General features: G+C 65.8%; 23 protein-coding genes and 1 tRNA gene. 8 read left to right on the forward strand and 16 right to left on the reverse strand.

All coding sequences use genetic code 11. The features are described from left to right. A partial coding sequence (gene ptsP, locus J7024_RS19960) for a phosphoenolpyruvate--protein phosphotransferase (RefSeq protein ID WP_234745391.1) occupies nucleotides 1-1953 on the forward strand: 1953 nt, incomplete at its 5' end. Nucleotides 1954-2040: 87 nt separating this feature from the next. Beyond that, the gene (nagE, locus tag J7024_RS19965; protein WP_124827874.1) at nucleotides 2041-3804 is read left to right on the forward strand and encodes an N-acetylglucosamine-specific PTS transporter subunit IIBC; all 1764 of its coding nucleotides are present in this window, start codon (nucleotides 2041-2043) and stop codon (nucleotides 3802-3804) included. A gap of 189 nt (nucleotides 3805-3993) precedes the next feature. On the opposite strand, the gene cydX is transcribed toward nagE, so the two are convergent. The 5 genes from cydX to rpoH form a co-directional block, all read right to left on the reverse strand. Continuing rightward, nucleotides 3994-4116, reverse strand: coding sequence for a cytochrome bd-I oxidase subunit CydX (cydX, locus tag J7024_RS19970; protein ID WP_014895987.1), 123 nt, complete (start codon nucleotides 4114-4116; stop codon nucleotides 3994-3996). A 54-nt stretch (nucleotides 4117-4170) separates the two neighbouring features. Next, a complete protein-coding gene (gene cydB / locus J7024_RS19975) occupies nucleotides 4171-5307 on the reverse strand; it encodes a cytochrome d ubiquinol oxidase subunit II (RefSeq protein ID WP_124827875.1) in 1137 nt (378 codons plus the stop codon). 31 nt (nucleotides 5308-5338) lie between these two features. Beyond that, nucleotides 5339-6919: a cytochrome ubiquinol oxidase subunit I gene (locus tag J7024_RS19980; RefSeq protein ID WP_124827876.1), complete on the reverse strand. Its 1581-nt coding sequence runs from the start codon at nucleotides 6917-6919 to the stop codon at nucleotides 5339-5341. After that, nucleotides 6909-7187, reverse strand: a complete 279-nt coding sequence (cydP, locus tag J7024_RS19985; protein ID WP_098550538.1) for a cytochrome oxidase putative small subunit CydP — start codon at nucleotides 7185-7187, stop codon at nucleotides 6909-6911. Before cydP ends, J7024_RS19980 begins: the two co-directional genes overlap by 11 nt. Nucleotides 7188-7521: 334 nt before the next feature. Next, nucleotides 7522-8457 carry an RNA polymerase sigma factor RpoH gene (rpoH, locus tag J7024_RS19990; protein ID WP_124827877.1) on the reverse strand — a complete coding sequence of 312 codons (936 nt, stop codon included), beginning with the start codon at nucleotides 8455-8457 and terminating at the stop codon, nucleotides 7522-7524. 360 nt (nucleotides 8458-8817) lie between these two features. Between rpoH and J7024_RS19995 the strand changes: the two genes are divergently transcribed. Next, on the forward strand, nucleotides 8818-9387 hold the full coding sequence (locus J7024_RS19995; protein ID WP_124827879.1) for an acyloxyacyl hydrolase: 570 nt from the start codon (nucleotides 8818-8820) through the stop codon (nucleotides 9385-9387). A 46-nt stretch (nucleotides 9388-9433) separates the two neighbouring features. After that, nucleotides 9434-9817 carry a nuclear transport factor 2 family protein gene (locus tag J7024_RS20000; RefSeq protein ID WP_124827880.1) on the forward strand — a complete coding sequence of 128 codons (384 nt, stop codon included), beginning with the start codon at nucleotides 9434-9436 and terminating at the stop codon, nucleotides 9815-9817. A 143-nt stretch (nucleotides 9818-9960) separates the two neighbouring features. Here the strand turns inward: J7024_RS20000 and leuA are convergent, their stop codons facing one another. Together leuA and ybiB are read right to left on the reverse strand one after the other, a co-directional pair. Continuing rightward, entirely contained in the window at nucleotides 9961-11607 is a 1647-nt protein-coding gene (leuA, locus tag J7024_RS20005) for a 2-isopropylmalate synthase (RefSeq protein WP_175750991.1), read from the reverse strand. Between the two features lie 381 nt (nucleotides 11608-11988). Then, complete coding sequence (gene ybiB / locus J7024_RS20010; RefSeq protein ID WP_124827882.1) at nucleotides 11989-12963, reverse strand: DNA-binding protein YbiB; 975 nt, start codon at nucleotides 12961-12963, stop codon at nucleotides 11989-11991. A gap of 200 nt (nucleotides 12964-13163) precedes the next feature. Between ybiB and maiA the strand changes: the two genes are divergently transcribed. Then, a complete protein-coding gene (maiA, locus tag J7024_RS20015) occupies nucleotides 13164-13808 on the forward strand; it encodes a maleylacetoacetate isomerase (RefSeq protein ID WP_124827883.1) in 645 nt (214 codons plus the stop codon). A 77-nt stretch (nucleotides 13809-13885) separates the two neighbouring features. On the opposite strand, the gene ftsY is transcribed toward maiA, so the two are convergent. Beyond that, nucleotides 13886-15025: a signal recognition particle-docking protein FtsY gene (gene ftsY / locus J7024_RS20020; protein ID WP_234745394.1), complete on the reverse strand. Its 1140-nt coding sequence runs from the start codon at nucleotides 15023-15025 to the stop codon at nucleotides 13886-13888. A 201-nt stretch (nucleotides 15026-15226) separates the two neighbouring features. Between ftsY and rsmD the strand changes: the two genes are divergently transcribed. The 3 genes from rsmD to J7024_RS20035 all read left to right on the forward strand — a co-directional run bounded on the left by rsmD (nucleotide 15227) and on the right by J7024_RS20035 (nucleotide 16776). Further along, a complete protein-coding gene (gene rsmD, locus J7024_RS20025; protein WP_124827885.1) occupies nucleotides 15227-15841 on the forward strand; it encodes a 16S rRNA (guanine(966)-N(2))-methyltransferase RsmD in 615 nt (204 codons plus the stop codon). A gap of 111 nt (nucleotides 15842-15952) precedes the next feature. Further along, a complete protein-coding gene (gene coaD / locus J7024_RS20030) occupies nucleotides 15953-16450 on the forward strand; it encodes a pantetheine-phosphate adenylyltransferase (protein ID WP_124827886.1) in 498 nt (165 codons plus the stop codon). Between the two features lie 59 nt (nucleotides 16451-16509). After that, nucleotides 16510-16776 (forward strand): YfhL family 4Fe-4S dicluster ferredoxin, encoded by a 267-nt coding sequence (locus J7024_RS20035; RefSeq protein ID WP_039321670.1) that lies wholly within the window; start codon nucleotides 16510-16512, stop codon nucleotides 16774-16776. A gap of 89 nt (nucleotides 16777-16865) precedes the next feature. Here J7024_RS20035 and hisC read toward each other — a convergent pair whose 3' ends face one another. The 8 genes from hisC to J7024_RS20075 form a co-directional block, all read right to left on the reverse strand. After that, nucleotides 16866-17933 (reverse strand): histidinol-phosphate transaminase, encoded by a 1068-nt coding sequence (hisC, locus tag J7024_RS20040; protein WP_124827887.1) that lies wholly within the window; start codon nucleotides 17931-17933, stop codon nucleotides 16866-16868. Nucleotides 17934-18063: 130 nt separating this feature from the next. Further along, nucleotides 18064-18663 (reverse strand): aminoacyl-tRNA hydrolase, encoded by a 600-nt coding sequence (gene pth, locus J7024_RS20045; protein WP_124827888.1) that lies wholly within the window; start codon nucleotides 18661-18663, stop codon nucleotides 18064-18066. A 119-nt stretch (nucleotides 18664-18782) separates the two neighbouring features. Beyond that, nucleotides 18783-19388: a 50S ribosomal protein L25/general stress protein Ctc gene (locus J7024_RS20050; protein WP_124827889.1), complete on the reverse strand. Its 606-nt coding sequence runs from the start codon at nucleotides 19386-19388 to the stop codon at nucleotides 18783-18785. 163 nt (nucleotides 19389-19551) lie between these two features. Beyond that, entirely contained in the window at nucleotides 19552-20514 is a 963-nt protein-coding gene (locus J7024_RS20055) for a ribose-phosphate pyrophosphokinase (RefSeq protein WP_059233164.1), read from the reverse strand. A gap of 44 nt (nucleotides 20515-20558) precedes the next feature. Next, a tRNA-Gln gene (locus J7024_RS20060) sits at nucleotides 20559-20635 on the reverse strand. Nucleotides 20636-20688: 53 nt separating this feature from the next. Next, the gene (ispE, locus tag J7024_RS20065; protein ID WP_124827890.1) at nucleotides 20689-21570 is read right to left on the reverse strand and encodes a 4-(cytidine 5'-diphospho)-2-C-methyl-D-erythritol kinase; all 882 of its coding nucleotides are present in this window, start codon (nucleotides 21568-21570) and stop codon (nucleotides 20689-20691) included. A 27-nt stretch (nucleotides 21571-21597) separates the two neighbouring features. Continuing rightward, complete coding sequence (gene lolB / locus J7024_RS20070) at nucleotides 21598-22218, reverse strand: lipoprotein insertase outer membrane protein LolB (protein ID WP_124827891.1); 621 nt, start codon at nucleotides 22216-22218, stop codon at nucleotides 21598-21600. After that, the gene (locus J7024_RS20075; protein WP_124827892.1) at nucleotides 22218-24041 is read right to left on the reverse strand and encodes a tetratricopeptide repeat protein; all 1824 of its coding nucleotides are present in this window, start codon (nucleotides 24039-24041) and stop codon (nucleotides 22218-22220) included. The genes lolB and J7024_RS20075 overlap by 1 nt, the downstream gene beginning before the upstream one ends. Nucleotides 24042-24090: the final 49 nt, after the last annotated feature.

Consider the following 24090-nt stretch of genomic DNA (forward strand, 5'->3'; position numbering starts at 1 on the left):
CTCGACGCGCACGTCGAAGTGCATTTCGACGGTCGCAAGGCGTCGATCGAAAGCGTGGTCGGCCTGCTCGGTCTCGGCGCCGGCGAACGTGCGACCGTCGAGCTCGTCGGTCGCGGTGCGCACGCGCAACAGGCGGTCGATGCGATCGCGAACGAACTGCTGCGCGAAGCGCACGGCGAGGCCGAGGAGAAGCCGGCCCGGCTGCGCTCGCCCGCGCCGCAGGCTATCGTGCGCAACACCGGCGCGCCCCTCGACCCGAACACGCTCGCGGGCGTATGCGCGGCGCCCGGCATAGCGGTCGGCACGCTGGTGCGTCTCGACGATGCCGACATCGTGCCGCCCGAACAGGCGGCCGGCACGCCTGCTGCTGAAAGCCGCCACCTCGACCAGGCGCTGAAGGCGGTCGACGCCGAGCTCGACGAAACGGTGCGCAACGCGTCCGCGCGCGGCGCGGTCGGCGAGGCGGGGATCTTCGCGGTGCATCGCGTATTGCTCGAAGACCCGACGCTCGTCGACGCGGCGCGCGACCAGATCAGCCTCGGTAAGAGCGCGGGCTTCGCATGGCGCGCGACCATCCGCGCGCAGATCGACACGCTGTCGAAGCTCGACGACACGCTGCTCGCCGAGCGCGCGGCCGACCTGCGCGACATCGAAAAGCGCGTGCTGCGCGCACTCGGCCATACGAGCGGTGCGACGCGCACGCTGCCCGACGAAGCCGTGCTCGCCGCCGAGGAATTCACGCCGTCCGACCTGTCGTCGCTCGATCGCCAGCGCGTGACCGCGCTCGTGATGGCGCGCGGCGGTGCGACCTCGCATGCGGCGATCATCGCGCGTCAGCTCGGCATCCCCGCGCTCGTCGCGGTCGGCGATGCGTTGTACGCGATTCCGGACGGCACGCAGGTCGTCGTCGATGCGAGCGCGGGCCGTCTCGAACACGCGCCGACCGCGCTCGACGTCGAGCGCGCCCGGCACGAACGCCAGCGTCTGGACGGCGTGCGCGAAGCGAACCGGCGGATGGCCGGCGCGGCCGCGGCGACCACCGACGGCCGCGCGATCGAGATCGCCGCGAACATCGCGACGCTCGACGACGCGAACACCGCGGTCGACAACGGCGCGGACGCGGTCGGCCTGCTGCGCACCGAGCTGATGTTCATCCATCGCCAGGCGGCGCCCACCGTCGTCGAACACCAGCAGAGCTACCAGTCGATCGTCGACGCGCTGCAGGGCCGCACCGCGATCATCCGCACGCTCGACGTCGGCGCCGACAAGGAGGTCGATTACCTGACGCTGCCGCCCGAACCGAACCCGGCGCTCGGCCTGCGCGGCATCCGCCTCGCGCAGGTGCGCCCGGACCTGCTCGACGATCAGCTGCAGGGCCTGCTCGCGGTGAAGCCGTTCGGCGCGGTGCGCATCCTGCTGCCGATGGTGACGGACGCGGGCGAGCTCGTGCGGCTCAGGAAGCGCATCGACGAATTCGCGCAGGCGCAGGGCCGCACCGAGCGGATCGAGGTCGGCGTGATGATCGAGGTGCCGTCGGCTGCGCTGCTGGCCGACCAGCTCGCGCAGCACGCGGATTTCCTGTCGATCGGCACCAACGACCTCACGCAGTACACGCTCGCGATGGACCGCTGCCAGGCCGATCTCGCCGCGCAGTCCGACGGTCTGCATCCGGCCGTGCTGCGCCTGATCGACATCGCGGTGCGCGGCGCGGAAAAGCACGGCAAGTGGGTCGGCGTGTGCGGCGCGCTGGGCGGCGATCCGCTCGCGGTGCCGATCCTCATCGGGCTCGGCGTGACCGAACTGTCGGTCGACCCGGTATCGGTGCCGGGCATCAAGGCGCGCGTGCGCCGTCTCGATTACCAGCTGTGTCGCCAGCGTGCGCAGGATCTGCTCGCACTCGACTCGGCACAGGCGGTAAGGGCAGCAAGCCGCGAAGTCTGGCCGCTCGACTGAACGTCGACGGCGGGCGCGCGACCCGTTTCACTACGAAAGCAATTAGGTCAACGACGATTAATGACGAGACATGGATTGGAGGACTGAATGGACGGGAATCCGTTTCTGAAAATACAGGGCCTGGGCCGGGCCCTGATGCTACCGATCGCGGTGTTGCCGGTCGCCGGCATCCTGCTGCGACTCGGGCAGCCGGATGTGTTCAACATCAAGATGATCGCCGACGCCGGCGGCGCGATCTTCGACAACCTGCCGCTCCTGTTCGCGATCGGCGTGGCGGTCGGTTTCGCGAAGGACAATAACGGCGTGGCGGCACTCGCGGGCGCGATCGGCTACCTGATCGAAACCGCGATCATGAAGGATATCGATCCCAAGCTGAACATGGGCGTGTTGTCCGGGATCATCGCGGGCGTGGTCGCGGGCTTGCTGTACAACCGCTACAAGGACATCAAGCTGCCCGACTACCTCGCGTTCTTCGGCGGCAAGCGGTTCGTGCCGATCATCACGGGCCTGGTGTGCGTGATACTGGGCATCGTGTTCGGATACGTGTGGCAACCGATCCAGCATGCGATCGACGCGGCCGGTCAGTGGCTGACGACGGCGGGCGCGATCGGTGCGTTCGTGTTCGGCTTCCTGAACCGCCTGCTGCTCGTCACGGGCCTGCACCACATCATCAACTCGCTCGCCTGGTTCGTGTTCGGCAACTTCACGCCGCCCGGCGGCGGCGAGATCGTGCACGGCGACCTGCACCGCTTCTTCGCGGGCGATCCGACCGCGGGCACCTTCATGGCGGGCTTCTTCCCGATCATGATGTTCGGCCTGCCGGCCGCGTGTCTCGCGATGCTGCACGAAGCGCCGAAGGAGCGCCGCGCGATGGTCGGCGGCCTGCTGTTCTCGATGGCGCTCACGTCGTTCCTGACCGGCGTGACCGAGCCGATCGAATTCAGCTTCATGTTCCTCGCGCCGGTGCTGTACGTGATCCACGCGGTGCTCACGGGGCTGTCGCTCGCGATCTGCCAGATCCTCGACGTGAAGCTCGGCTTCACGTTCTCGGCCGGCGCGATCGACTACGTGCTGAACTACGGGCTGTCGACGAAGGGCTGGATCGCGATTCCGCTCGGCATCGCGTATGGCGTCGCGTACTACGGGCTGTTCCGCTTCTTCATCCGCAAGTTCAACATGGCGACGCCGGGCCGCGAGCCGGCGTCGGCCGATGCGGCGACCGAGTCGTATGCGACGGGTGGTGTCGTCGCACCGGCGGCCGGTGCTGCCGCGGCAGCGCCGCGCGCGCAGCGCTACATCGCCGCGCTCGGCGGGGCGGGCAACCTGACGGTCGTCGACGCATGCACGACGCGTCTGCGGTTGACCGTCGTCGATCCTGAGAAGGTGTCGGAGCCGCAACTGAAGTCGATCGGCGCGCGCGGCGTGCTCAAGCGCGGCGGCAACAGCGTGCAGGTGATCATCGGGCCCGAAGCCGACATCATTGCCGACGAAATGCGCTCGGCCATCGGCAGCGGCGCGACCGGCGCAGCGGCGACCGCCACGGCCGCCGCCGCGCAGCCGGTCACGGGCGCGGCGGCCGGTCCGCTCGATCCCGATCCGGTGCGCTGGCTCGCCGTGTTCGGCGGAGCGACCAACGTCGCATCGCTCGACGCGATCGCGACCACGCGCCTGCGTGTCGTCGTGCGCGATGCGTCGGCGGTCGATCGGGATCGCCTCGGCGAGCTCGACGTCGCATGGGTGTCGACGGATACGTTCCACATCGTGTGCGGCAACGCGGCCGCGCGCTATGCCGAACAGCTCGGCGCGCGTCTGCCGTCGACGGGCGGCGGCGCGGTCGCGCAACCGGCCTGATGCGAACCACGACGATGACGCCGGCCTGACCCGCGCTGCGGAATCGGGCTGGTCGACAAAACGAAACGGCTTGCGAATCGCATCGCAAGCCGTTTTTCTTTGGTGCGGTGCCCGGACGAAAAAACTCGCGCGAAGGAGGTTCGTTCCGGCGGGCGGCAGCGGAGCGGAGCGAGCCGCCCCGCACATCGATCAGTCGCGCCGGGCGCGCACCGGCGCTTCCGGCGACTTCTGCCGCGCTTCGAGCCACATCGCGTTGACGATGCCGAACGACAGCGCGACGCCGATACCGAGAATCCAGCTGAAATACCACATGATCCGACTCCTTGCGAAACGGGACGGCGGGGCGCTTGCGCGCCCCGGCCGGGTTCAATACATCGAGTGCGTGTTCTCTTCGAGCGTCTGGCGCGTGACCTTGCCGCGCATCACGCGGTAGACCCAGCTCGTGTAGATCAGGATGATCGGCAGGAACACGATCACCGCGAACAGCATCACCTGCAGCGTCTTCTGACTCGACGTCGAATCCCACACGGTCAGGCTGCTGCGCGGATCGAGCGACGACGGCATGATGAACGGGAACATCGAGAAGCCCGCGGTCAGGATCACGCCGGCGATCATCAGGCCGGTGCAGAAGAACGCCGTCTTTTCCTGCTTCGAGCCGGCAAGCAGCAGCGCGAGCAGGCCGCCGGCGATGCCGACCACCGGCGCCGCGATCATCCACGGATATTCGCCGTAGTTCGCGAGCCACAGCCCCGCGCCGGCGGCGACGTCCTTCAGCAGCGGGTTCGCGACCGTATCGTTCGGCGCCGCGTGCGTGATGTGGAAGCCGCCGATCGTCGATGCGACCAGCACGCCGGCCAGCACGAACAGCACGACCGCGAGGAGCGAGAACACGCGCAGCGCGATCGACGCGCGGCGGGCGATCACGCCGTCGGTCTTCATCTTGATGAACGCGGCGCCGTGCGCGACGAGCATCGTGAGGCTGACGAGCCCGCAGAGCAGCGCGAACGGATTCAGCAGCGCCCAGAAGCTGCCGTAATAGGTCACGCGCAGGTCGCTGTCGAACTGGAACGGCACGCCCTGCAGCAGGTTGCCGAACGCGACGCCGAACACCAGCGCCGGCACGAAGCCGCCGACGAACAGGCCCCAGTCCCAGCCGGCGCGCCAGCGCGGATCAGGGCGCTTGCTGCGATAGTCGAAGCCGACCGGCCGGAAGAACAGCGCGAACAGCACGAGCAGCATCGCGAAGTAGAAGCCGGAGAACGACGCGGCGTAGACGAGCGGCCACGCGGCGAACATCGCGCCGCCGGCCGTGATCAGCCACACCTGGTTGCCTTCCCACGTCGCGCCGACGGTGTTGACGATGATGCGGCGCTCGTCGTCGGTCTTGCCGAGGAACGGCAGCAGCGCGGTCGCGCCCATGTCGAAGCCGTCGGTGACGGCGAAGCCGATCAGCAGCACGCCGACGAGCAGCCACCAGATCAGCTTGAGAGTTGCATAGTCCATAGCGATTCCTTGTTCCGTTGCAGGGGCGTGCTCAAACCGCGGCGCGCTCGCCGGCAGCGGCGAGTTCGTGGTGATAGCGGCCGGTGTGCAGCGACGAAGGGCCGAGGCGTGCGTACTTGAACATCAGCTTGATTTCGATGACGAACAGCACCGTGTAGAACGCGATGAAACCGGCGAGGCTCAGGTACAGGTCCGTGGGCGTCAGGCTCGACGCGGACAGATGCGTCGGCAGGATGCCCGCGATCGTCCAGGGCTGGCGGCCGAGCTCGGCGACGACCCAGCCGAATTCCGCAGCGAGCCACGGCAGCGGAATCGCCCACACCGCATAGCGCAGGAACCAGCGGCGGTTGTCCTGCAGCAGTTGGCGGCGCGCGCAGAACCAGAACGCGGCGACGAAGGTCGCGAGGAACAGGAAACCGAGGAACACCATGATCCGGAACGAGAAGAATACGGGCGCGACCGGCGGGATCGTCTTCCTCGCGGCGGCCTTGATCTGCTCGGGCGTCGCATCGACCACGTTCGGCGTGAACTGCTTGAGCATCAGCCCGTAGCCGAGATACTGCTTGTGCTGATCGAACAGTTCGCGCGTGACAGCGCTCGTGTCGCCTTCCTTCATCTTCTGCAGCGCGCCGTACGCGACCATCCCGCTCTGGATGTGCTCCTCGCTGTGCTTCGCGAGTTCGCGCAGGCCGACCACGGGTTCGTCGATCGAGCGCGTCGCGATCAGGCCGAGCGCGTACGGAATCTTGATCGCGTAGTCGGTACGCTGTTCTTCCTGGTTCGGAAGGCCGATCAGTGTGAACGAGGCGGGTGCCGGCTGCGTTTCCCATTCGGACTCGATCGCGGCGAGCTTCATCTTCTGCACTTCGCCGGTCGTGTAGCCCGACTCGTCGCCGAGCACGATCACGCAGAGCGTCGACGCGAGGCCGAAGCCGGCCGCGACCGCGAACGAGCGCAGCGCGAAATCGGTGTCGCGCTTTTTCAGCAGGTACCACGACGAGATGCCGAGCACGAACATCGCGGCCGTCACGTAGCCGGCCGACACCGTGTGCACGAATTTCACCTGTGCGACCGGGTTGAACAGCACGTCGAACAGGTTCGTCAGCTCCATGCGCATCGTCTGATAGTTGAACTCGGCGCCGACCGGATTGTTCATCCAGCCGTTCGCGACGAGGATCCACAGCGCGGACAGGTTCGAGCCCAGCGCGACGAGGAACGTGACGATCAGGTGCTTGACCTTCGACAGGCGGTTCCAGCCGAAGAAGAACAGGCCGACGAACGTCGATTCGAGGAAGAACGCCATCAGGCCTTCGACCGCGAGCGGCACGCCGAAGATGTCGCCGACGTAGTGCGAGTAGTACGACCAGTTCGTGCCGAACTGGAATTCGAGCGTGATGCCGGTCGTCACGCCCATCGCGAAGTTGATTCCGAACAGCTTGCCCCAGAACTGGGTCATGTCCTTGTAGACCTGCTTGCCGGTCATCACGTAGACGGCTTCCATGATGACGAGCAGCCAGGACAGGCCGAGCGTCAGCGGCACGAACAGGAAGTGGTAGAGCGCCGTGATGCCGAACTGCAGACGCGACAGATCGACGACTTCGCTACTTATCATGGTGGTCTCCCTCGGTAGAGGCGGGCGCCGGCACCGAAAGCAGTCTTTCGGCGACGACAGCAGGCGGCAGCGACATGTGCTCGGCCTGCGGATGATTGAAGAATGCGTATTTGAGCGACATCAGGAGGATCAGCTTGACGATCAGCACCAGCGTGATGTCGCGCACGAGCGTGGGTCCGCGGGCCCACGCGGCGATGCGGGCGCGCCAGCCGATCGCACCGGCGGCCGGCGGGGGAGGCGGCGCAGGCTCTTTATTGATCGAGATCAAGGCGATAATCCTGAATCGATTTACGTCGGTTTTGGGGCGACTTTACGTCGGATTTATGACGGCAGTGAAGCTCTGTTATTAATCCTTTTATGCCGACATGCCAATTTTAAAATGCCGGCTTTCCGATGCCGAGTGCTGCGCTGCGGCAGACCGTCGCGAATTGAGGGTAAAAACTTGAGTTAGATCAAGGTTATGCGGAAGGGGGCGCAAGCCGCCCAATACCCGATCAATAAGGTCGATTAATAGGTGACGCGACTGGCGGGCAAACAGGCGAAAAAAAACCGCTGCCGGAGGGGCAGCGGTTTGGGGGGGAAGCGCTCTGAATCGCCGGGCTTTACGCGTATTCGGCGAGTGCGGTGCGCATCTTTTTCATCGCGCTCGCTTCGATCTGGCGGATGCGTTCTGCGGACACACCGAATTCGGCGGCGAGATCGTGCAGCGTCGAGCCGCCTGAGCCATCGTCGTCGACATTCAGCCAGCGCGCCTCGATGATCCGGCGACTGCGCGCGTCGAGCGCGTCGAGCGCCTGCGAGATGCCGTCAGTCTGCAGCATGTCGCGCTGACGCGCCGCCAGCACGGCGGTCGGCTCGTTGTGCGAATCGGCCAGATAGGCGATCGGCGCGTACGACTCCTCGCCGTCCTCGACTTGCCCTTCGAGCGCGATGTCGCCGCCCGACAGGCGTGTTTCCATCTCGGTCACGTCCTCACGCTTGACGTTGAGTTCCTGCGCGAGGCCGTCGATTTCCTCGGGCGTCATCGCCTGCAGGCCCTTCTTGTGGCTGCGCAGGTTGAAGAACAGCTTGCGCTGCGCCTTCGTCGTCGCGACCTTTACCGTACGCCAGTTGCGCAGGATGTACTCGTGGATCTCGGCCTTGATCCAGTGGATCGCGTACGACACCAGGCGCACGTTTTGCGCCGGGTCGAAACGCTTCACGGCCTTCATCAGGCCGATGTTCCCTTCCTGGATCAGGTCGCCATGCGGCAGCCCGTAGCCGAGATAGTTACGGGCGATCGACACGACGAGCCGGAGGTGCGACAGCACCAGGCGGCGTGCCGAGTCGAGATTGTTGTTGTCGCGGAATTCGGTTGCGTACTGGCGTTCTTCTTCAGCGGTCAGCAGCGGGATGCGGTTGACGGCCTGGATATACGCGTCGATGTTGCCAAGCTGGCCCGGCAACATCGATTGAGTTGCGAGCGCCAGCGAGCCTGCCGATTCGGCCTTGGCCGGCGTCGGGCTCAGGGTATTCGGAAGGGTCAAAGCGTGGCTCACTAAAAAACTCCTTTGGAATCAGGGACAAACCCCTGGTCTCGGATGAGACTCCGAGGGCAATCTTAGCACTCCCGCAATCCGAGTGCTAATTCCTTAGAGCGCACGTGGGCATCGGAGTTCCCAGTTTTCTATCGAAGTAGTCGAGTCGATAGTCTAGAGTGCGACCGGGGAGATGCGGAGAAGTTCCGTAAGCCGTTGTTTCTGAGGGGAATCAGCAGACGGTTTCGATTTTTGTAGTTTTAGAAGCAAACCATTTCGCTTCGTGATGCCGATCCGGAAAGTCCTTTACCATACCATTCAGTTCGCTCGGGCCCGGCCGCTGCGGCAGGCTCCATTCAACCCAAAAAGTTGGAGTGTCAGATGAACAATAAAAAGAATCGCCGGCCTCGCAGCCGGTTTGCGCTGCATGCGATGCTCGCCGCGTCATTGCTTGGCGGATCGACGGCAGCATTCGCGGATCGGTGGGGGATCCAGGCGGGCGGCGGGTTTTCCGATCGTCACGGGATCGACAAGGGCGATCTCGGCGTGGTCTGGGATCCGGGCTGGAACTGGTGGGAAATCGGCGGCTGGCACTTCGCGTTCGTGGTCGAAGGACATGCGGGCTACTGGCACACGGGCGGCAACGTCCACAGCAGCATCGGGGAATTCGGCGTGACGCCGATGTTCCGTTTCATCAAGAGCGCGGGGGAGATACGGCCGTACATCGAGGCCGGCGGCGGCCTCCGGCTGCTGACGCATCCGACGATCTCGAACAATTTCTCGGTGTCGACCGCGTTCCAGTTCGCGCCGACCGCGGGGGTGGGCGTGCAGTTCGGCCAACGGCAACAGTATCAGGTTGGCTACCGTTTCGAACATGTGTCTAACGCGGGTATCAAAGAGCCGAATCCTGGTATAAATTTCCACCAGTTCTACGTGCAGTACAACTTCTGATCCGTACTACGCCCGCACGGCGGGCGCGTTGCCGAGGAGTCAGGCGATGGCGAAGGTGGTCGATGCGATCCGCGCGCTCGAGCGCGATCGGTTCCGGGCGATGGTGGACGGGGACGGCGAAGCGCTCGATGCGCAATTGTCGGACAAGGTGTTCTTCGTGCACACCAACGGCAAACGCGAAACCAAGCAGCAGTTCATCGACGCCATCGTCGCCGGCCGCCGCCGCTATCGCCAGATCGAAATCCAGTCGCAGGATCTGCTGCCGGTCGGCGACGCAACCTGCATCGTTACGGGGCGCGCGCTGATCGAGATGGAAACGAACAACGGCGGGCTCGTCTTCCCGATTGCCTATACTGCCGTCCACACCCACGAGCAGGGCCACTGGCGCCTGCTGGCGTGGCAGGCGACGCGATGTGCGACCGAGACGTGAGCGCAGGTAGCGCCCGTTTTCATGTCCCGACCGAAGCGGCCTTCCGGGCCGCTTTTTGCTGGCCCATGCGACGCGGATCGCGCGGCGCACGGGCGGTCACACACCGCTCGCTGACCTTCAAACCTTGAATCGAAACCCGGCAGTCAGGCTGCCGCGCGGCGGTCGGTGCAATGCCACGCCGAGCGGTTGATCGCGCTCGCGACCGCGTCGAGCGCCGCGCTCGCCGCATCGGCGTGCAGCCCGACGCCATGCCGCAGCGGCGCATCGCCGACCCGGCAGCCGACCGATACTGCGATCCGGCCGTCCGTCGTGCGTACGTGTTCGCACGACGCGACGTCGATCGTCACGCCGGCCGCCGCCGCGAATGCCGCGGCCGCGCGCTGCACGGCGTCCTCGGCCGTCGCGTCGGCCGGCGGTGCGACCGCGATCTCGCGGTGCTGCCAGCGTGCGCCGTTGCCGTGGCGCGCGGCCGGGCCATCCGTTTCGAAGAATTCTCGTGCGAACAGCGCGCAGATCGCATCGCCCGTCACTTCCTCGCCGGATGCGTCGGCGAGCGTCTGCACCGCGGCGCTGAACTCGATCTGCACGCGGCGCGTTGGCGTGAAGCCCATCCCGCGTTCGAGCAGGAACGTCGCGCCGCCCTTGCCGGACTGGCTGTTGACGCGAATCACCGCGTCGTAGCTGCGACCAAGGTCGGCCGGGTCGATCGGCAGATACGGGACTTCCCACACCGCGTCGGGGCGCTGCTGCGCGAAGCCCTTGCGGATCGCGTCCTGATGCGAGCCCGAGAACGCGGTGAACACGAGGTCGCCCGCATACGGATGGCGCGGATGCACGGGAATCTGGTTGCAGCGCTCGACCACGCGGCGCACCGCGTCGATGTCGGAGAAATCGAGGCCCGGGTCGATGCCCTGCGTATAGAGGTTCAGCGCGAGCGTGACGAGGTCCACGTTGCCGGTGCGCTCGCCGTTGCCGAACAGGCAGCCTTCGATGCGGTCGGCGCCTGCGAGCAGCGCGAGTTCGGCGGCCGCGACCGCGGTGCCGCGATCGTTGTGCGGATGCACGGACAGCACGATGCTGTCGCGATACGCGAGGTTGCGGTCCATCCACTCGATCTGGTCGGCGAACACGTTCGGGCTCGCCGCTTCGACGGTCGCGGGCAGGTTCACGATCATCTTGTGATCGCGGGTCGGGCGCCACGTCTGCGCGACCGCATCGCACACTTCGCGCGCGAACGTCAGCTCGGTCATGCTGAAGGTTTCCGGCGAGTACTGATAGGTCCAGTGCGTGTCCGGACGTGCGGCCGCCTGTTCCTTGATGATCCGGGTGCCCTCGACCGCAAGCGCCTTCACGTCGGCCTTCGACATCCCGAACACGATGCGGCGGAACGACGGGCAGACCGCGTTGTAGAGGTGCACGATCGCACTCGGTACGCCTTCGAGCGCGTCGAACGTACGGACGATCAGGTCTTCGCGCGACTGCACGAGTACTTCGATCGTCACGTCGTCGGGGATGCGCTTCTCGTCGATCAGCTTGCGGACGAAATCGAAGTCGGTTTGCGACGCCGACGGAAAACCGACTTCGATCTCCTTGAAACCGATCGCGACCAGCATGTCGAAGAATTCCAGCTTCTGTTCGATGCTCATCGGCTCGATCAGCGACTGGTTGCCGTCGCGCAGGTCGGTGCTCATCCAGACCGGCGCACGCTCGATGGTGCGGGTCGGCCAGCGGCGGCCATGGATACGGACGGGCTCGAATGGGCGGTACTTGTCTTGCGGGTTGCGCTTCATCTTCTGGACCTCGGGTCTCGAGTCGCGAGCGAAGACGGGCGGCATGGGCGACGGTTGGCGCTGCCTCGCACCGTGGCGCCGGATAGCGCTACGGATACGGATGATCTTCGCGAATCGACCGACGGATAGACGGACGAATGCTGACGACTTCGGGTTGTAAAAACTGCGAGAAGGGTGCTGCGAGGAACTGCTGGGAGGGACCGTGCGAACAGCACACGGCGCTACGACAGCCTTAGGCTAGTCGTAGCGATAGCGGCCGCGCTAGGCGGCCGGAGGTAATTCGGAGGGTGTTCGGAAAGGAACGCATGTCGGCAACTCTATGCCAGGATGCGGGCACGTGTCAAATGGTCGGCGGAAATATCGGCGCGAAGCACGCGGCGGTCAGGGCGCGATCCGGGCGATCCGCGCGATCGTTTCGACCTGCCGCGCGAGCGTGTCGGGCACCGGGATTTCGCCGCGCAGCACGGCATCCGTCCATGCGGCCGTCGTCGTCGCGTCGCGCGATTCGGGCAGCGCGACGGGCGCGGCGTCGGTCGACGAGCGCTCGGCCTCGATCAGCGTGTCGCACACGCCGTCGTGCAGCCAGTCGACCTGCACCTGGCGCCGCGTGTCGGCGACTGCCTCGCCTTCGGTGCCGCGTGCGAGCAGCGCGCCGCCGAGCGCGGCGTCGGGATGGTCGCGGAACAGTTGCGCGAGGCTGTCGCGGTACGGCGGATGCGTGTAGTTGACGAGCCGCAGGCCCGTCGGCGCGAACGGCTGCAGGATCTTGACGAGCGTATGCGTGGAGTTGCGCACGCCGAGTATTCCGCGCAGCGCCAGCAGGCGCGCGAGGCGCGGCGCCAGCGCGTCGATCGGCGCGAACGCGACGCGGCGCTCGGCGAGCGTGTCCTCGATCGCATCGTGCGACGTGGACGGCGCGATCGACAGCGCGGAGAAGATTTCCGCGCTCGTCACGCGGCCCGGATCGCGCTCCACGCCGTGCACGAGCACCGGCACGCCTTCGCGTGCGAGCAGCAGTGCGAGCAGCGGCACCAGGTTCGGCTGCTTGCGCGCGCCGTTGTAACTCGGGATCGACACCGGGCGGAACGCCGCATCCTGCACGCGCACCGGTTCGAACGACGCCTGTGCGGCCGCGAGCATGGCGGCCAGTTCGTCGGCGGTTTCGCCCTTCAGGCGGTAGGCGATCAGGATCGCGCCGAGTTCGACGTCCGACACGCGCGCATCGAGCATCGCGCGATAGAGCTCGAACGTGTCGTCGGCGGACAGCGCGCGCGCGCCGTGCGGGCCGCGGCCGATTTCCTTGATGAAGCGGGCGCAAGGGAACGGCGAGGCTGCGGAGTCTTGGGGTGCGGTCATCGGAGCGTGGGGCGTGCGGCCGGTATCGGGCCGCGCGGTGAGCGGTAAGGAATGCCCGGAGTATCGCACGCGCGCGGCTCGCCCAAGCGCACGGCTGCGCGCGCTGATGCGGCCCGGCGCGCTAAACTCTGGTTCCCGGCGGTGTCGCGTGCGTGCCGCGCATACCTGTGCGGGCCGAATACGACCAAGAGAGACGCCCCATGAAGCTCTACAGCTATTTCCGCAGTTCCGCGTCGTACCGCGTGCGGATCGCCCTGAACCTGAAGCAGTTGCCGTACGAAACCATCCCGGTGCACATGCTGCGCGACGGCGGCGAGCAACTGAAGGACGCATACCGCGCGGTGAATCCGGATGCGGTCGTGCCGTCGCTGGTCGACGGCGACGCGACGCTGCAGCAATCGCTCGCGATCATCGAATATCTCGAGGAAACGCATCCCGAACCCGCGCTGCTGCCGACGCAGCCGCTCGATCGCGCGTACGTGCGGGCGATTGCGCTGCAGGTCGCATGCGAGATCCATCCGCTGAACAACCTGCGCGTGCTGAAGTACCTGAAGCACACGCTGAAGGTGCCGGAGGAAGCGAAGAACGAGTGGTACCGGCACTGGATCGAGGCCGGTTTCGCATCGCTCGAGACGCGCCTCGCGAACGATCCGCGCACCGGCAAGCTGTGCTTCGGCGACACGCCGACGCTCGCCGATATCTGCATCGTGCCGCAAGTGTTCAACGCGAACCGGTTCTCGATCGACACGACGCGCTTCCCGACGATCCAGCGGATCGCCGACTACGCATCGTCGCTCGACGCGTTCAAGGCCGCCGAGCCTGGCGTGCAGCCCGACGCCGAATGACGCGGCAGCCGCCGGCGGGCCGCCGCGCATGAAAAAGGGCGCCCGAAGGCGCCCTGTGCGGTGCGGGCCGGCGGCGTTCAGCCGAGCAGCGCATCCGCGAATTCCGCTGCGCTGAACGGCTGCAGGTCTTCCACCTTCTCGCCGACGCCGATGAAGTAGACAGGCACCGGACGCTGCCGCGCGATCGCGGCGAGAATGCCGCCCTTCGCGGTGCCGTCCAGTTTCGTGACGATCAGGCCGGTGAGGCCGAGCGCGTCGTCGAATGCCTTCACCTGCGTGAGCGCGTTCTGGCCCGTGTTCGCGTCGATCACGAGCAGCACCTCGTGCGGCGCGCCGTCGTGCGCCTTCGAGATCACCCGCTTCACCTTTTTCAGCTCTTCCATCAGGTGGAGCTGCGTCGGCAGGCGCCCGGCCGTGTCGGCCATCATCACGTCGATCTTGCGCGCGCGCGCGGCGCTGACCGCGTCGAAGATCACCGCGGCCGGGTCGCCGCTTTCCTGCTGCACGACCGTCACGTTGTTGCGTTCGCCCCAGACCGCCAGCTGTTCGCGCGCGGCCGCGCGGAACGTGTCGCCCGCGGCCAGCAGCACCGACTGATCGAAGCTCTGCAGATGCTTCGCGAGCTTGCCGATGCTGGTCGTCTTGCCCGCCCCGTTCACGCCGGTGATCATCATCACGAGCGGCTGCGCGCGGCCGAGCATCAGCGATTTCTCGAGCGGCTTCAGCAGCTCGACGAGCAGGTCGTGCAGCGCGCCCTTCACCTGCTGCGGGTCGGTCAGCCGGCCCACGCGCACCTTTTCGCGCAGCGCGCCGAGCAGGTACTCGGTCGCGTCGACGCCGGCGTCGGACATCAGCAGCGCGGTTTCGAGCTCTTCGTACAGATCCTCGTCGATCTTCGTGTTGATGAACACGCCGGTAATGCTCGAGCCCGTCTTCGCGAGCCCCGTTTTCAGGCGGGCGAGCCACGATTTCTTCGCGCTCGCATCCTGCGTGGGCGGCGGCACGATCTCGACCGTTTCGACGACCTCGTCGCTACCGTCGTTGGTCGGCGTGACCGTCATCACGACGGCCGGCGCGGCTGGCTGCGCGGGGGCTTGCGGGGCCTCGGGCGCTTCAGGCGCTTCGGACGTTTCGTCCGGTTGCGGCGCGTCGGCCGATTGCGATTCCGCGGAGTCGGACTCCTGCGTTTTCTTGAATCGTTTGAAGAAGCTGAACATGGTCTGGCGTCGGGAAGAGGGCGGGCGCCGCCATGGCGGAGCGCCGGAGGGGCCGTCCTGCGTGCGCACGGCGGCCGAAACCGTGCATTTTATCAGTGCGGCGGGGCGCTCGCGTCAGTGCGCGCCGCCGCTGTGGTAACGTGCGCCTGTTTGGCGGTGCGCCCTCGTGCGCACCCGGTCCCTCCGTTGTCGATATTCCGTATGTCCCGTTCTTCTTCCGGCCGCGCTGCGGCCCCCTCTAGCCGCGGCAAGCCGCACACGATCCGCATCATCGGCGGTGACTGGAAGCGCACGCCGCTCGCCGTGCTCGATCTCGACGGCCTGCGGCCGACGCCCGATCGCGTGCGCGAGACGCTGTTCAACTGGCTCGGCCAGGATCTCGGAGGCCGGCGCTGTCTCGACCTGTTCGCGGGCACCGGTGCGCTCGGCTTCGAAGCCGCGTCGCGCGGTGCGTCGAGCGTCGTGATGGTCGAGCGTCACCCGCGCGCCGCGCAGCAGCTGCGCGCGATCAAGGACAAGCTCGGCGCACGCTCGGTCGAGGTCGCGGAAGCCGATGCGCTGAGGCTCGCGGCCGGGCTGACGCCGGGTGCGTTCGATGTCGTGTTCCTCGATCCGCCGTTCGGCGAGCAGGCCGTGCTCGATCGCGCGATTGCGCTGTCGGCGTCGCTCGTCGCGCCGGGCGGCGCGCTGTACGTCGAGACGGGCGCGGAACTCGACACGGCCGCGCATGAAGCGCTCGCAGGCTGGCAGGTGGTGAAGCACGGCAAGGCCGGTGCGGTTCACTATCATTTGCTGCGGCGCGAAAATGATGAATAATGCGCGTTCCATACGAGGCGGCGCGCCGCAAAGGCGACGCATGCCCATCTCGGCAGCGGTGTGCGGATTGCACGGCTGCCAACCCGTTTGCGTGATGACAGGAGGAGCGACATGGTAGTCGCCGTGTATCCCGGTACGTTCGATCCGCTGACGCGCGGGCACGAAGACCTCGTGCGGCGTGCGTCGAGCATTTTTGATACGCTGGTAGTCGGCGTTGCGGACAGCCGCGCGAAGAAGCCGTTCTTTTCGCTGGAAGAACGTCTGACGATTGCAAACGAGGTGCTCGGTCATTATCCGAACGTGAAGGTGATGAGTTTCACCGGTCTCCTGAAGGACTTCGTCCGCGTCAACAACGCACGAGTGATCGTGCGCGGCCTGCGCGCCGTGTCCGATTTCGAATATGAGTTCCAGATGGCAGGGATGAACCGCTATCTGCTGCCCGACGTCGAGACGATGTTCATGACGCCGTCCGATCAGTATCAGTTCATCTCGGGGACGATCGTGCGAGAAATCGCACAGTTGGGTGGCGATGTCAGCAAGTTCGTGTTTCCGTCCGTCGAGAAGTGGCTGACCGGGAAAGTTGCTGCGATGGGAGGCCCGGCCGCGTGACGCGGCGCCGGCCGGTTTCGTTGCGAAGCCGGCCGCCGGCCTGAAGAAGTGAGATCAGTATGTCTTTGATGATTACCGACGAGTGCATCAATTGCGACGTGTGCGAGCCCGAGTGCCCGAACGGCGCGATTTCGATGGGCCCGGATATCTACGTGATCGACCCGAACAAGTGCACCGAGTGCGTCGGCCATTTCGACGAACCGCAGTGCCAGCAGGTGTGTCCGGTCGAGTGCATTCCGCGCGATCCGCAGCACGACGAATCGCACGCGCAATTGATGGAGAAGTACCACGCGTTGATCGCCGCGAAGGGCGACGACGCGCAGTGACCCTGCGGTGACGCGCTTCGGCATTGCCGCGCGCGTCACGGTCATGGCGTCACGATTTCCGGCCGGCGCCTTTCGGCGCCGGTTTCGTTTCAGCCCAGCAGCTCGCGCAATGCCGCGACGAGCGCGTCGCACTCGGCATCGGTGCCGACGGTGATGCGCAGATACTGGTCGATTCGCGGCGCGCGGAAGTGCCGCACGAAAATTTCCCGATCCTTCAGCTTTGCCGTGATCGCGCCCGCATCGTGCGCAGGATGGCGCGCGAACACGAAATTCGCCGCCGACGGGACGACGTCGAAACCGAGCCCTTCGAGCGCGTGCGTGAGCCGCTCACGGCTGTCGGTCACGCGCCGGCAGGTCGTACCGAAATAGTCGGTGTCTTCGTATGCGGCCTGAGCGGCAACCTGCGCGAGCCGGTCGAGCGGATACGAGTTGAAGCTGTCCTTCACGCGATTCAGCGCGTCGATCAACCCTGCATCGCCGAACGCGAAACCGATGCGCATGCCCGCGAGCGAGCGCGCCTTCGACGTCGTGTGCACGACGAGCAGGTTCGGATACCGGTCGATCAGCGTGATGGCCGACTGCGCGCCGAAATCGACGTACGCTTCGTCGATCACCACGACCGACGACGGGTTCGCGGCTGCGATCCGTTCGATGTCCGCGAGCGGCAACGCGCGCCCGGTCGGCGCATTCGGATTCGGAAACAGCACGCCGCCGGCGTCGTCCAGATAGTCTTCGACCCGGATCGAGAAGTCGTCCGCGAGCGGCACGACGGTGGTCTCTATGCCGTACAGGCGTGCATAGGTCGGATAGAAGCTGTAGGAGATGTCCGGGAAACGCAGCGGCCGGTCGTGCTTGAGCAGCGCCTGGAACGCATGCGCGAGCACTTCGTCGGAGCCGTTGCCGACGAAAATCTGCTCGGGCTTGATGCGGTGATGGGCCGCGACCGTCTCGCGCAGCGCGCGCGCGAGCGGATCGGGATAGCGGCGCAGCGTGTCGCCGGTTTCGCCGAGTTCGCGTGCGATCGCCGCGACGACGCGCGGTGAAGGCGGATAGGGATTCTCGTTGGTGTTCAGCTTGACGGGGTGCGCGAGCGCGGGCTGTTCGCCCGGCACGTAAGGCACGAGTTGCTGAACCACGTCGCTCCAGTAACGGCTCACCGCTTGGCTCCTGACGGGCAAAACGACGAGATTACCGCATGTGGGCGTTGCGGTGCGCAATTGCGCGGGAAGCGGCGTGCCGCCCGGCGCAGCCGGACGGCACGATGCACCATGCCGGTGCGATGCGCGTTCAGTTGCGATGCAACTGCATCGTCGCGCGATCGAGTTCGCCCTTGACGACCATCGGCATTACGGCGAGCGCGCGTTCGATCGACGCGTCGATCACGTCCTGTTCCTCGCGGCGTGGGGGCTTCAGCACGAAGTTCGCGACGTCGGGCTTCGCGCCGGCGCGCGCGCCTTCCGGAATCAGGTCGCGCGGATGGCCGATGCCGATCCGCAGTCGCCAGTATTGCTGCGACGACAGGTGCGCGGAAATGTCCTTGAGGCCGTTGTGGCCGCCGCTGCCGCCGCCGAGCTTCAGCTTCACGGTGCCGGGCGGCAGATCGAGCTCGTCGTGGGCGACGAGAATCTGATCGGGCAGGATCTTGAAGAAACTCGCGAGCGCGACGACCGACTGGCCGGAGCGATTCATATAGGTTTGCGGCTCGAGCAGGTGGACTTCCTCGCCGTGCAGGCGCGCTTTCGCGTAGAAGCCGTGGAAGCGGCGCTCGTCGCGCAGCGTCGTACCTGACTCGCGGGCGAGCTGGTCGATCAGCCAGAAGCCGGCGTTGTGGCGCGTCGCGGTGTATTCCGCCCCGGGATTGCCGAGGCCGACGATCAGTTTGATCATGACGTTTCGTGGGCGGCAGGAGCCGCCTGGGCGCAGAAAAAGAAAAACCCGCCGGGCAAGCCGCGGCGGGTTGCGTCGACCGTTTCGTGAAACGGATCGAACGGCGCATAGGCGACCGCTTAAGCAGCCGGCGTTTCGCCTTCTGCTGCGTCCGACACGGCACCAGCCGGGACCGTCGCCGATGCGACAACCGGGTTTTCCGCGTCGACGTGCGCGACCAGCGCGACGCCCTTCGGCAGCGTGATGTCCTTCGCGTGCAGCGACTGACCTGCTTCGATCTTCGACAGATCGACTTCGAGGAATTCCGGCAGAGCCGTCGGCAGGCACTCGACTTCGATTTCCGTCGCGACGTGCGAGACGATTGCGCTCGACAGCTTCACCGCCGGGCTGACTTCAGCGTTCAGGAAGTGCAGCGGCACCTTCGTGTGCAGCTTCTTCTTCGCATCGACGCGCTGGAAGTCAACGTGCAGCACCAGTTGCTTGAACGGGTGGTATTGCACGTCGCGCAGCAGAACCTGTTGCGACTGACCAGCCACTTCGAGGTCGAGGATCGACGAGTGGAAGGCTTCCTTCTTCAGTGCGTGCCACAGCGCGTTGTGATCGAGTTCGATCTTTTGCGGGGCAGCTTCGCCACCGTAGACGATACCCGTGGTCTTACCAGCGTTGCGCAGGCGGCGGCTCGCACCCGTACCTTGCTCTTGGCGCTCGAAAGCGACGACTTTCATGTGATTCTCCAATAGCTGCCCGCGACCAGGCAGTAAAACGGGGCCGGCGAAACGGCGGCCCCCGATGAAGCGGACGGGGTTTCGTCTATCCCGACCGATTGTGCAAAAAGCGAAGCGTTGCCGCTTCGCTTTCTGCGCATTACTTTGTCGTGTCGTGACGCGATCAGGATTCCGCGAACAGCGACATCACCGAATCGCCGCGGCGGATCCGCGAGAACGTTTCGGCCAGCAGGCTTGCGCTCGTCAGCGAGCGGATCTTCGAGCAGGCCAGCGATTCGGCCGACAGCGGGATCGTATCGGTGACGACCAGCTCGTCGAGTGCCGATGCGGCGATACGATCAGCGGCGCCACCCGACAGCACCGGGTGCGTCGCGTATGCAAACACCTGCTTCGCGCCACGATCCTTCAGCACTTGAGCAGCCTTGCAGAGCGTGCCTGCCGTATCGACCATGTCGTCCATGATCACGCAGGTACGGCCTTCGACTTCACCGATGATGTTCATCACTTCGGCGATGTTCGCCTTCGGACGTCGCTTGTCGATGATCGCGAGGTCGCAGTTGAGCTGCTTCGCGAGTGCACGGGCACGCACCACGCCGCCGACGTCCGGGGACACGACGAGCAGATCCGAGTAGTTCTGCTTGCGCAGGTCACCCAGCAGGATCGGCGTTGCGTAGATGTTGTCGACAGGGATGTCGAAGAAGCCTTGAATCTGGTCGGCGTGCAGATCCATCGTGATGATCCGCTCGACGCCGGCGATTTCCAGCATGTTCGCGATGACCTTCGCCGAGATCGCGACGCGCGCCGAGCGCGGGCGACGGTCCTGGCGGGCATAGCCGAAGTAGGGGATGGCAGCAGTGATCCGGCCGGCGGATGCGCGCTTGAGCGCATCGACCATGATCATCAGTTCCATCAGGTTGTCATTCGTCGGCGCGCACGTGGATTGCAGGACAAAAACGTCCTTGCCGCGCACGTTTTCCTGGATCTCGACCTGGATCTCGCCGTCGGAGAAACGGCTGACCATTGCTTTGCCGAGGGGGATTCCAAGGATATTGACGACTTCCTGGGCGAGCGCGGGATTCGCGTTGCCAGTAAAGACCATCAAGCCATCATGGCTGTGGCTGCTCATCGTGCACCTGCTTCAGGCTTAGGCGGGAAATGCGGGAAAATTTTTGGCAGGGGAGGAAGGACTCGAACCCTCGCATGCCGGAATCAAAATCCGGTGCCTTGACCAACTTGGCGACTCCCCTACACTTAACTGATAACTTTACCGGACTTGTAGGCCATCCGATAAAGCAAAACTTCATGACGCGAAAGCGAAGAGCGGATGCTCGTTCAAACTCTCGGCAACTGCACCGTTCCAGCCGGTGGGCAGCTTGGCTTTCGCCGCTTCTGCCTCATGCTTGCTGCGAAACGCCGCAAACACGCTTGCTCCGGAGCCTGTCATCCTCGCGGGGGTCACATTATACAACCATTTGACCACCTGCGCAACTTCCGCGTACTTACTTGCTACAACTTGCTGCATATCGTTCCGGCCGAAACTGTCTGGCCATCCCGCATCGCTGTTTTGCTGTGCAAGAAAGTCAGCAATTGTGACTGGCTTCGTATCTCTTGTCAACAACTCATCTGAAAAAATTTCAGCGGTGGGGACATGAACTCGCGGCGTCACAACCAAGAACCAGCGAGTCGGCAATTCTACCTCAGCTAATTCTTCCCCGATACCCTCTGCGAACGCATTTTTTCCAAAAACAAAAAACGGGACGTCTGCGCCGAGTTTTACCGCGAGCGATTGCAGTTCCGTGCGCGGCAGGTCGAGCTGCCACAGACGGTTCAGCGCGAGCAGCGTCGTCGCCGCGTCGGAGCTGCCGCCGCCGAGGCCTGCACCCATCGGCAGGCGCTTGTCGATTTCGATGTCGACGCCGGCCGCGGCGCCCGTGTGGGCCTTCAGCAGGTTCGCCGCGCGCACGACGAGGTCGCTTTCCTCGGGAACGCCCGGCACGTCCGTGACGCGGGCGACGCGACCGTCGTCGCGCAGCGTGAAGTGCAGCGTATCGCCCCAGTTCAGCAACTGGAACACGCTCTGCAGATCGTGATAACCGTTCGGGCGACGGCCGGTGATGTGCAGGAACAGGTTGAGTTTCGCGGGCGCGAGGCAATTGCGCAGCGAGCGGGTCGAATCGGTCATGCGTATGTCGGGGCTAGGTTCGCGTGCTTACTGGTCGAGCACGAGCTTGATGTCGAGCGGCGGCGTCGCGCGCACGAGGTTGACGCGTTTGACGCCGGTGGCCGGTGCGTCCGCGTAGGCGAGGTAGTCGATCGTCCAGCCGTCCTGGCGAATCTGTTTGACGCGCGTGGCATCGGCCGGGTCGCGCACCGTGTGCGCGGGCGTCGCGGGCGCGGGCGTCGGCAGCAGCCAGTAGCGCAGGCCGGCCAGCGGCAGCGAGAAGCCGAGCGTGTTCTGCATCAGCTCGCCGACGTCCGTCGCGTATTGCGGCTGGCGATTCGGCAGCTCGAGCGACGCGGCCTGCGGCGTCGATTTCACGATCGCGAGCGTCTGGCCGAGCGGGCTGCGCAACTCGAGCGATACGTCGTCGCCGTGCTCCTGCCAGTCGAAGTTGCCGTACACGTTTTGCGGCCTGCCGAGGCTGTCGTTGTACTGCACCGCGAAGCGGCCGTGGTACGCATGCGTTGCGGCCGTCTGCAGTACGGCGCCCGACGGCGCATTCGCCGACGGCGGCGTGCTCGCGCAGCCGGCAAGCGCGAGCGCCGCGCCGGCCGCGGCCAGCGTGCGCAGCGCGCGGGAAGACGGGGAAAGCATCGGGAACATCCGCATCAGAGGCTGTTGATCTGGAAGCGCTTGAGCGTCTGCACGAGCGTGTCGTTGTCGGGCTCGAGCTTCTGCGCGGCACGCCACGCGGCGCGCGCGTCGTCCTGCGCGCCGCTCTTCCACAGCACTTCGCCGAGGTGCGCGCCGATCTCGGCATTCGGCTGCAGGTCGTACGCATGCCGCAGGATCTTCGCCGCGCCGGCCGTGTCGCCCATCCGGTACTTCACCCAGCCGAGGCTGTCCATGATGTACGCATCGTTCGGTGCGAGCGACATTGCCTTGTCGATCAGCTTGCTGGCCTCGGGCAGGCGCTGGTTGCGATCGGCCAGCGAATAGCCGAGCGCGTTGTACGCCTGCGGATTGTCGGGCTGCGTACGGATCAGCTCGCGCAACTGCTTTTCCATCGTCGTGTAGTGGCCGGTCTTTTCGGCCGCCATCGCGTAGTCGTAGCGCAGGTCGGGATCGTCCGGGAAGTCCTGCACCGCCTGCGCGAGCCGCGCCTCGGCTTCCGGATAGCGCTTCGCGGTGAAGAGGATCGACGCGTCGGTGCGTGCGACGACCGCTGCATCGCGCGGATCGCTGATCGGCAGGTCGTCGAGCACCTTGCGCGCTTCGTCGGTCTTGCCCTGTTTCTGCAGCAGCTGCGCGCGCGTGATCTGCGCGGGCAGGTAGTGCTGGCTCGTCTGGTCGACCTTGTCGAGCCATTGCGACGCCTGCGCGTCGTTGCCCTGTTCGATCGCGATCTGCGCGAGATAGATGTAGCCCTGGCCGACGTCGAGGTTCGGCTGCTTGTCGCCGAGCTGCACGTACTGTTTCAGGTACACGCTCGCATCGTCGAGTTTCTTCTGCTGGATCTTGATCAGCGCGAGCGCCATCAGCGGCGTCGGATCCTTCGAGTCGAGCTTGTGCATCGTCTCGAACTGCTTCTGCGCGTCGTCCAGGCGATCGTCGGCGAGATAGAGCTGCGACAGCGCGAGCCGCGCGTCGCGCGACTTCGGATTCTGCTGAACATATTTCTCGAACGACGCGATGCCGGCCGCCCGCTCCGCGGGGCCCATCTGCGACAGCATCAGTGCCGCCGGCAGGTAGTCCGGGCGGATCTGCAGCGCCTGCTTCAGCGACTGCGCGGCGCCGTCCTTGTCGTCGACCGCGAGCTGCTGCCGTGCGATCGCAAGCTGCGCCTCGGGCCGGTTCATGTCGTTCTTCAGCATGTCCTTCAGCACCGCGAGGCCGCCGACGCGGTCGGCGCCGCGCACCAGCAGCGCCTGCAGCGCAAGGATTGCGGGGCCGCGCGTTTCGCCAGTCGCGCGGGCCAGCTCGCGTGCGAGCATCGGTTCTGCGTCGGCCGGCTTGCCGGCGAGCACGAGCAGCGCGGCGTCGACCTGCGATGCGCGGTTCGAATCGGGGGCGTACTGGCGCCACAGGGACGCGGCGGACAGCGCATCGGCCGGGCTCTGCGCGCCGAGCGCGATCTCGGTCGCGCGCTGCGCCATGCGCGGATCGTGCGTGTCGCGGGCGAGCGCGAGATAGGTCTGGTAGGCCGGCGCGGGCTGGTTGCGCTGGAGCGCGACCTCGGCAGCCAGCACCTGGTAGACGATCTGGCTCGTCAGCGGGACGCCGGGGAGATCCTTCTTCTCGTCCGGCATCACGTGCTCGAACGCGCCCTGCGAATCCGCGTCGTCCGATGCCGGATCCTGCGCGTGAGCCGGGAAGGCGGAGAGGGTCCAGGCCGCGAACAGCGCGGCGCCGAGCGCGCGGCGGACCGGGAACGCACGCGCGCCACGCTCGGCGGCGGGGCGCTTCAGAAGCAGCTTCGAGGGCAAGGTCATGGAAATCCGTTCGATGTTTCAACCGATTGTAACGCGCTCGCTACAATAC

Origin of the sequence: Burkholderia sp. WTPI3 (genome assembly GCF_021483755.1) — a bacterium.
Taxonomy (GTDB): Bacteria; Pseudomonadota; Gammaproteobacteria; order Burkholderiales; family Burkholderiaceae; genus Burkholderia.

Coding starts and splice junctions, on each gene's coding strand:
- nagE (WP_124827874.1), top strand. CDS start 2,041: ATGGACGGGAATCCGTTTCTGAAAATACAGGGCCTGGGCCGGGCCCTG.
- cydX (WP_014895987.1), bottom strand. CDS start 4,116: ATGTGGTATTTCAGCTGGATTCTCGGTATCGGCGTCGCGCTGTCGTTC.
- cydB (WP_124827875.1), bottom strand. CDS start 5,307: ATGGACTATGCAACTCTCAAGCTGATCTGGTGGCTGCTCGTCGGCGTG.
- J7024_RS19980 (WP_124827876.1), bottom strand. CDS start 6,919: ATGATAAGTAGCGAAGTCGTCGATCTGTCGCGTCTGCAGTTCGGCATC.
- J7024_RS19995 (WP_124827879.1), top strand. CDS start 8,818: ATGAACAATAAAAAGAATCGCCGGCCTCGCAGCCGGTTTGCGCTGCAT.
- J7024_RS20000 (WP_124827880.1), top strand. CDS start 9,434: ATGGCGAAGGTGGTCGATGCGATCCGCGCGCTCGAGCGCGATCGGTTC.
- leuA (WP_175750991.1), bottom strand. CDS start 11,607: ATGAAGCGCAACCCGCAAGACAAGTACCGCCCATTCGAGCCCGTCCGT.
- ybiB (WP_124827882.1), bottom strand. CDS start 12,963: ATGACCGCACCCCAAGACTCCGCAGCCTCGCCGTTCCCTTGCGCCCGC.
- maiA (WP_124827883.1), top strand. CDS start 13,164: ATGAAGCTCTACAGCTATTTCCGCAGTTCCGCGTCGTACCGCGTGCGG.
- ftsY (WP_234745394.1), bottom strand. CDS start 15,025: ATGTTCAGCTTCTTCAAACGATTCAAGAAAACGCAGGAGTCCGACTCC.
- rsmD (WP_124827885.1), top strand. CDS start 15,227: ATGTCCCGTTCTTCTTCCGGCCGCGCTGCGGCCCCCTCTAGCCGCGGC.
- coaD (WP_124827886.1), top strand. CDS start 15,953: ATGGTAGTCGCCGTGTATCCCGGTACGTTCGATCCGCTGACGCGCGGG.
- J7024_RS20035 (WP_039321670.1), top strand. CDS start 16,510: ATGTCTTTGATGATTACCGACGAGTGCATCAATTGCGACGTGTGCGAG.
- pth (WP_124827888.1), bottom strand. CDS start 18,663: ATGATCAAACTGATCGTCGGCCTCGGCAATCCCGGGGCGGAATACACC.
- J7024_RS20050 (WP_124827889.1), bottom strand. CDS start 19,388: ATGAAAGTCGTCGCTTTCGAGCGCCAAGAGCAAGGTACGGGTGCGAGC.
- J7024_RS20055 (WP_059233164.1), bottom strand. CDS start 20,514: ATGAGCAGCCACAGCCATGATGGCTTGATGGTCTTTACTGGCAACGCG.
- ispE (WP_124827890.1), bottom strand. CDS start 21,570: ATGACCGATTCGACCCGCTCGCTGCGCAATTGCCTCGCGCCCGCGAAA.
- lolB (WP_124827891.1), bottom strand. CDS start 22,218: ATGCGGATGTTCCCGATGCTTTCCCCGTCTTCCCGCGCGCTGCGCACG.
- J7024_RS20075 (WP_124827892.1), bottom strand. CDS start 24,041: ATGACCTTGCCCTCGAAGCTGCTTCTGAAGCGCCCCGCCGCCGAGCGT.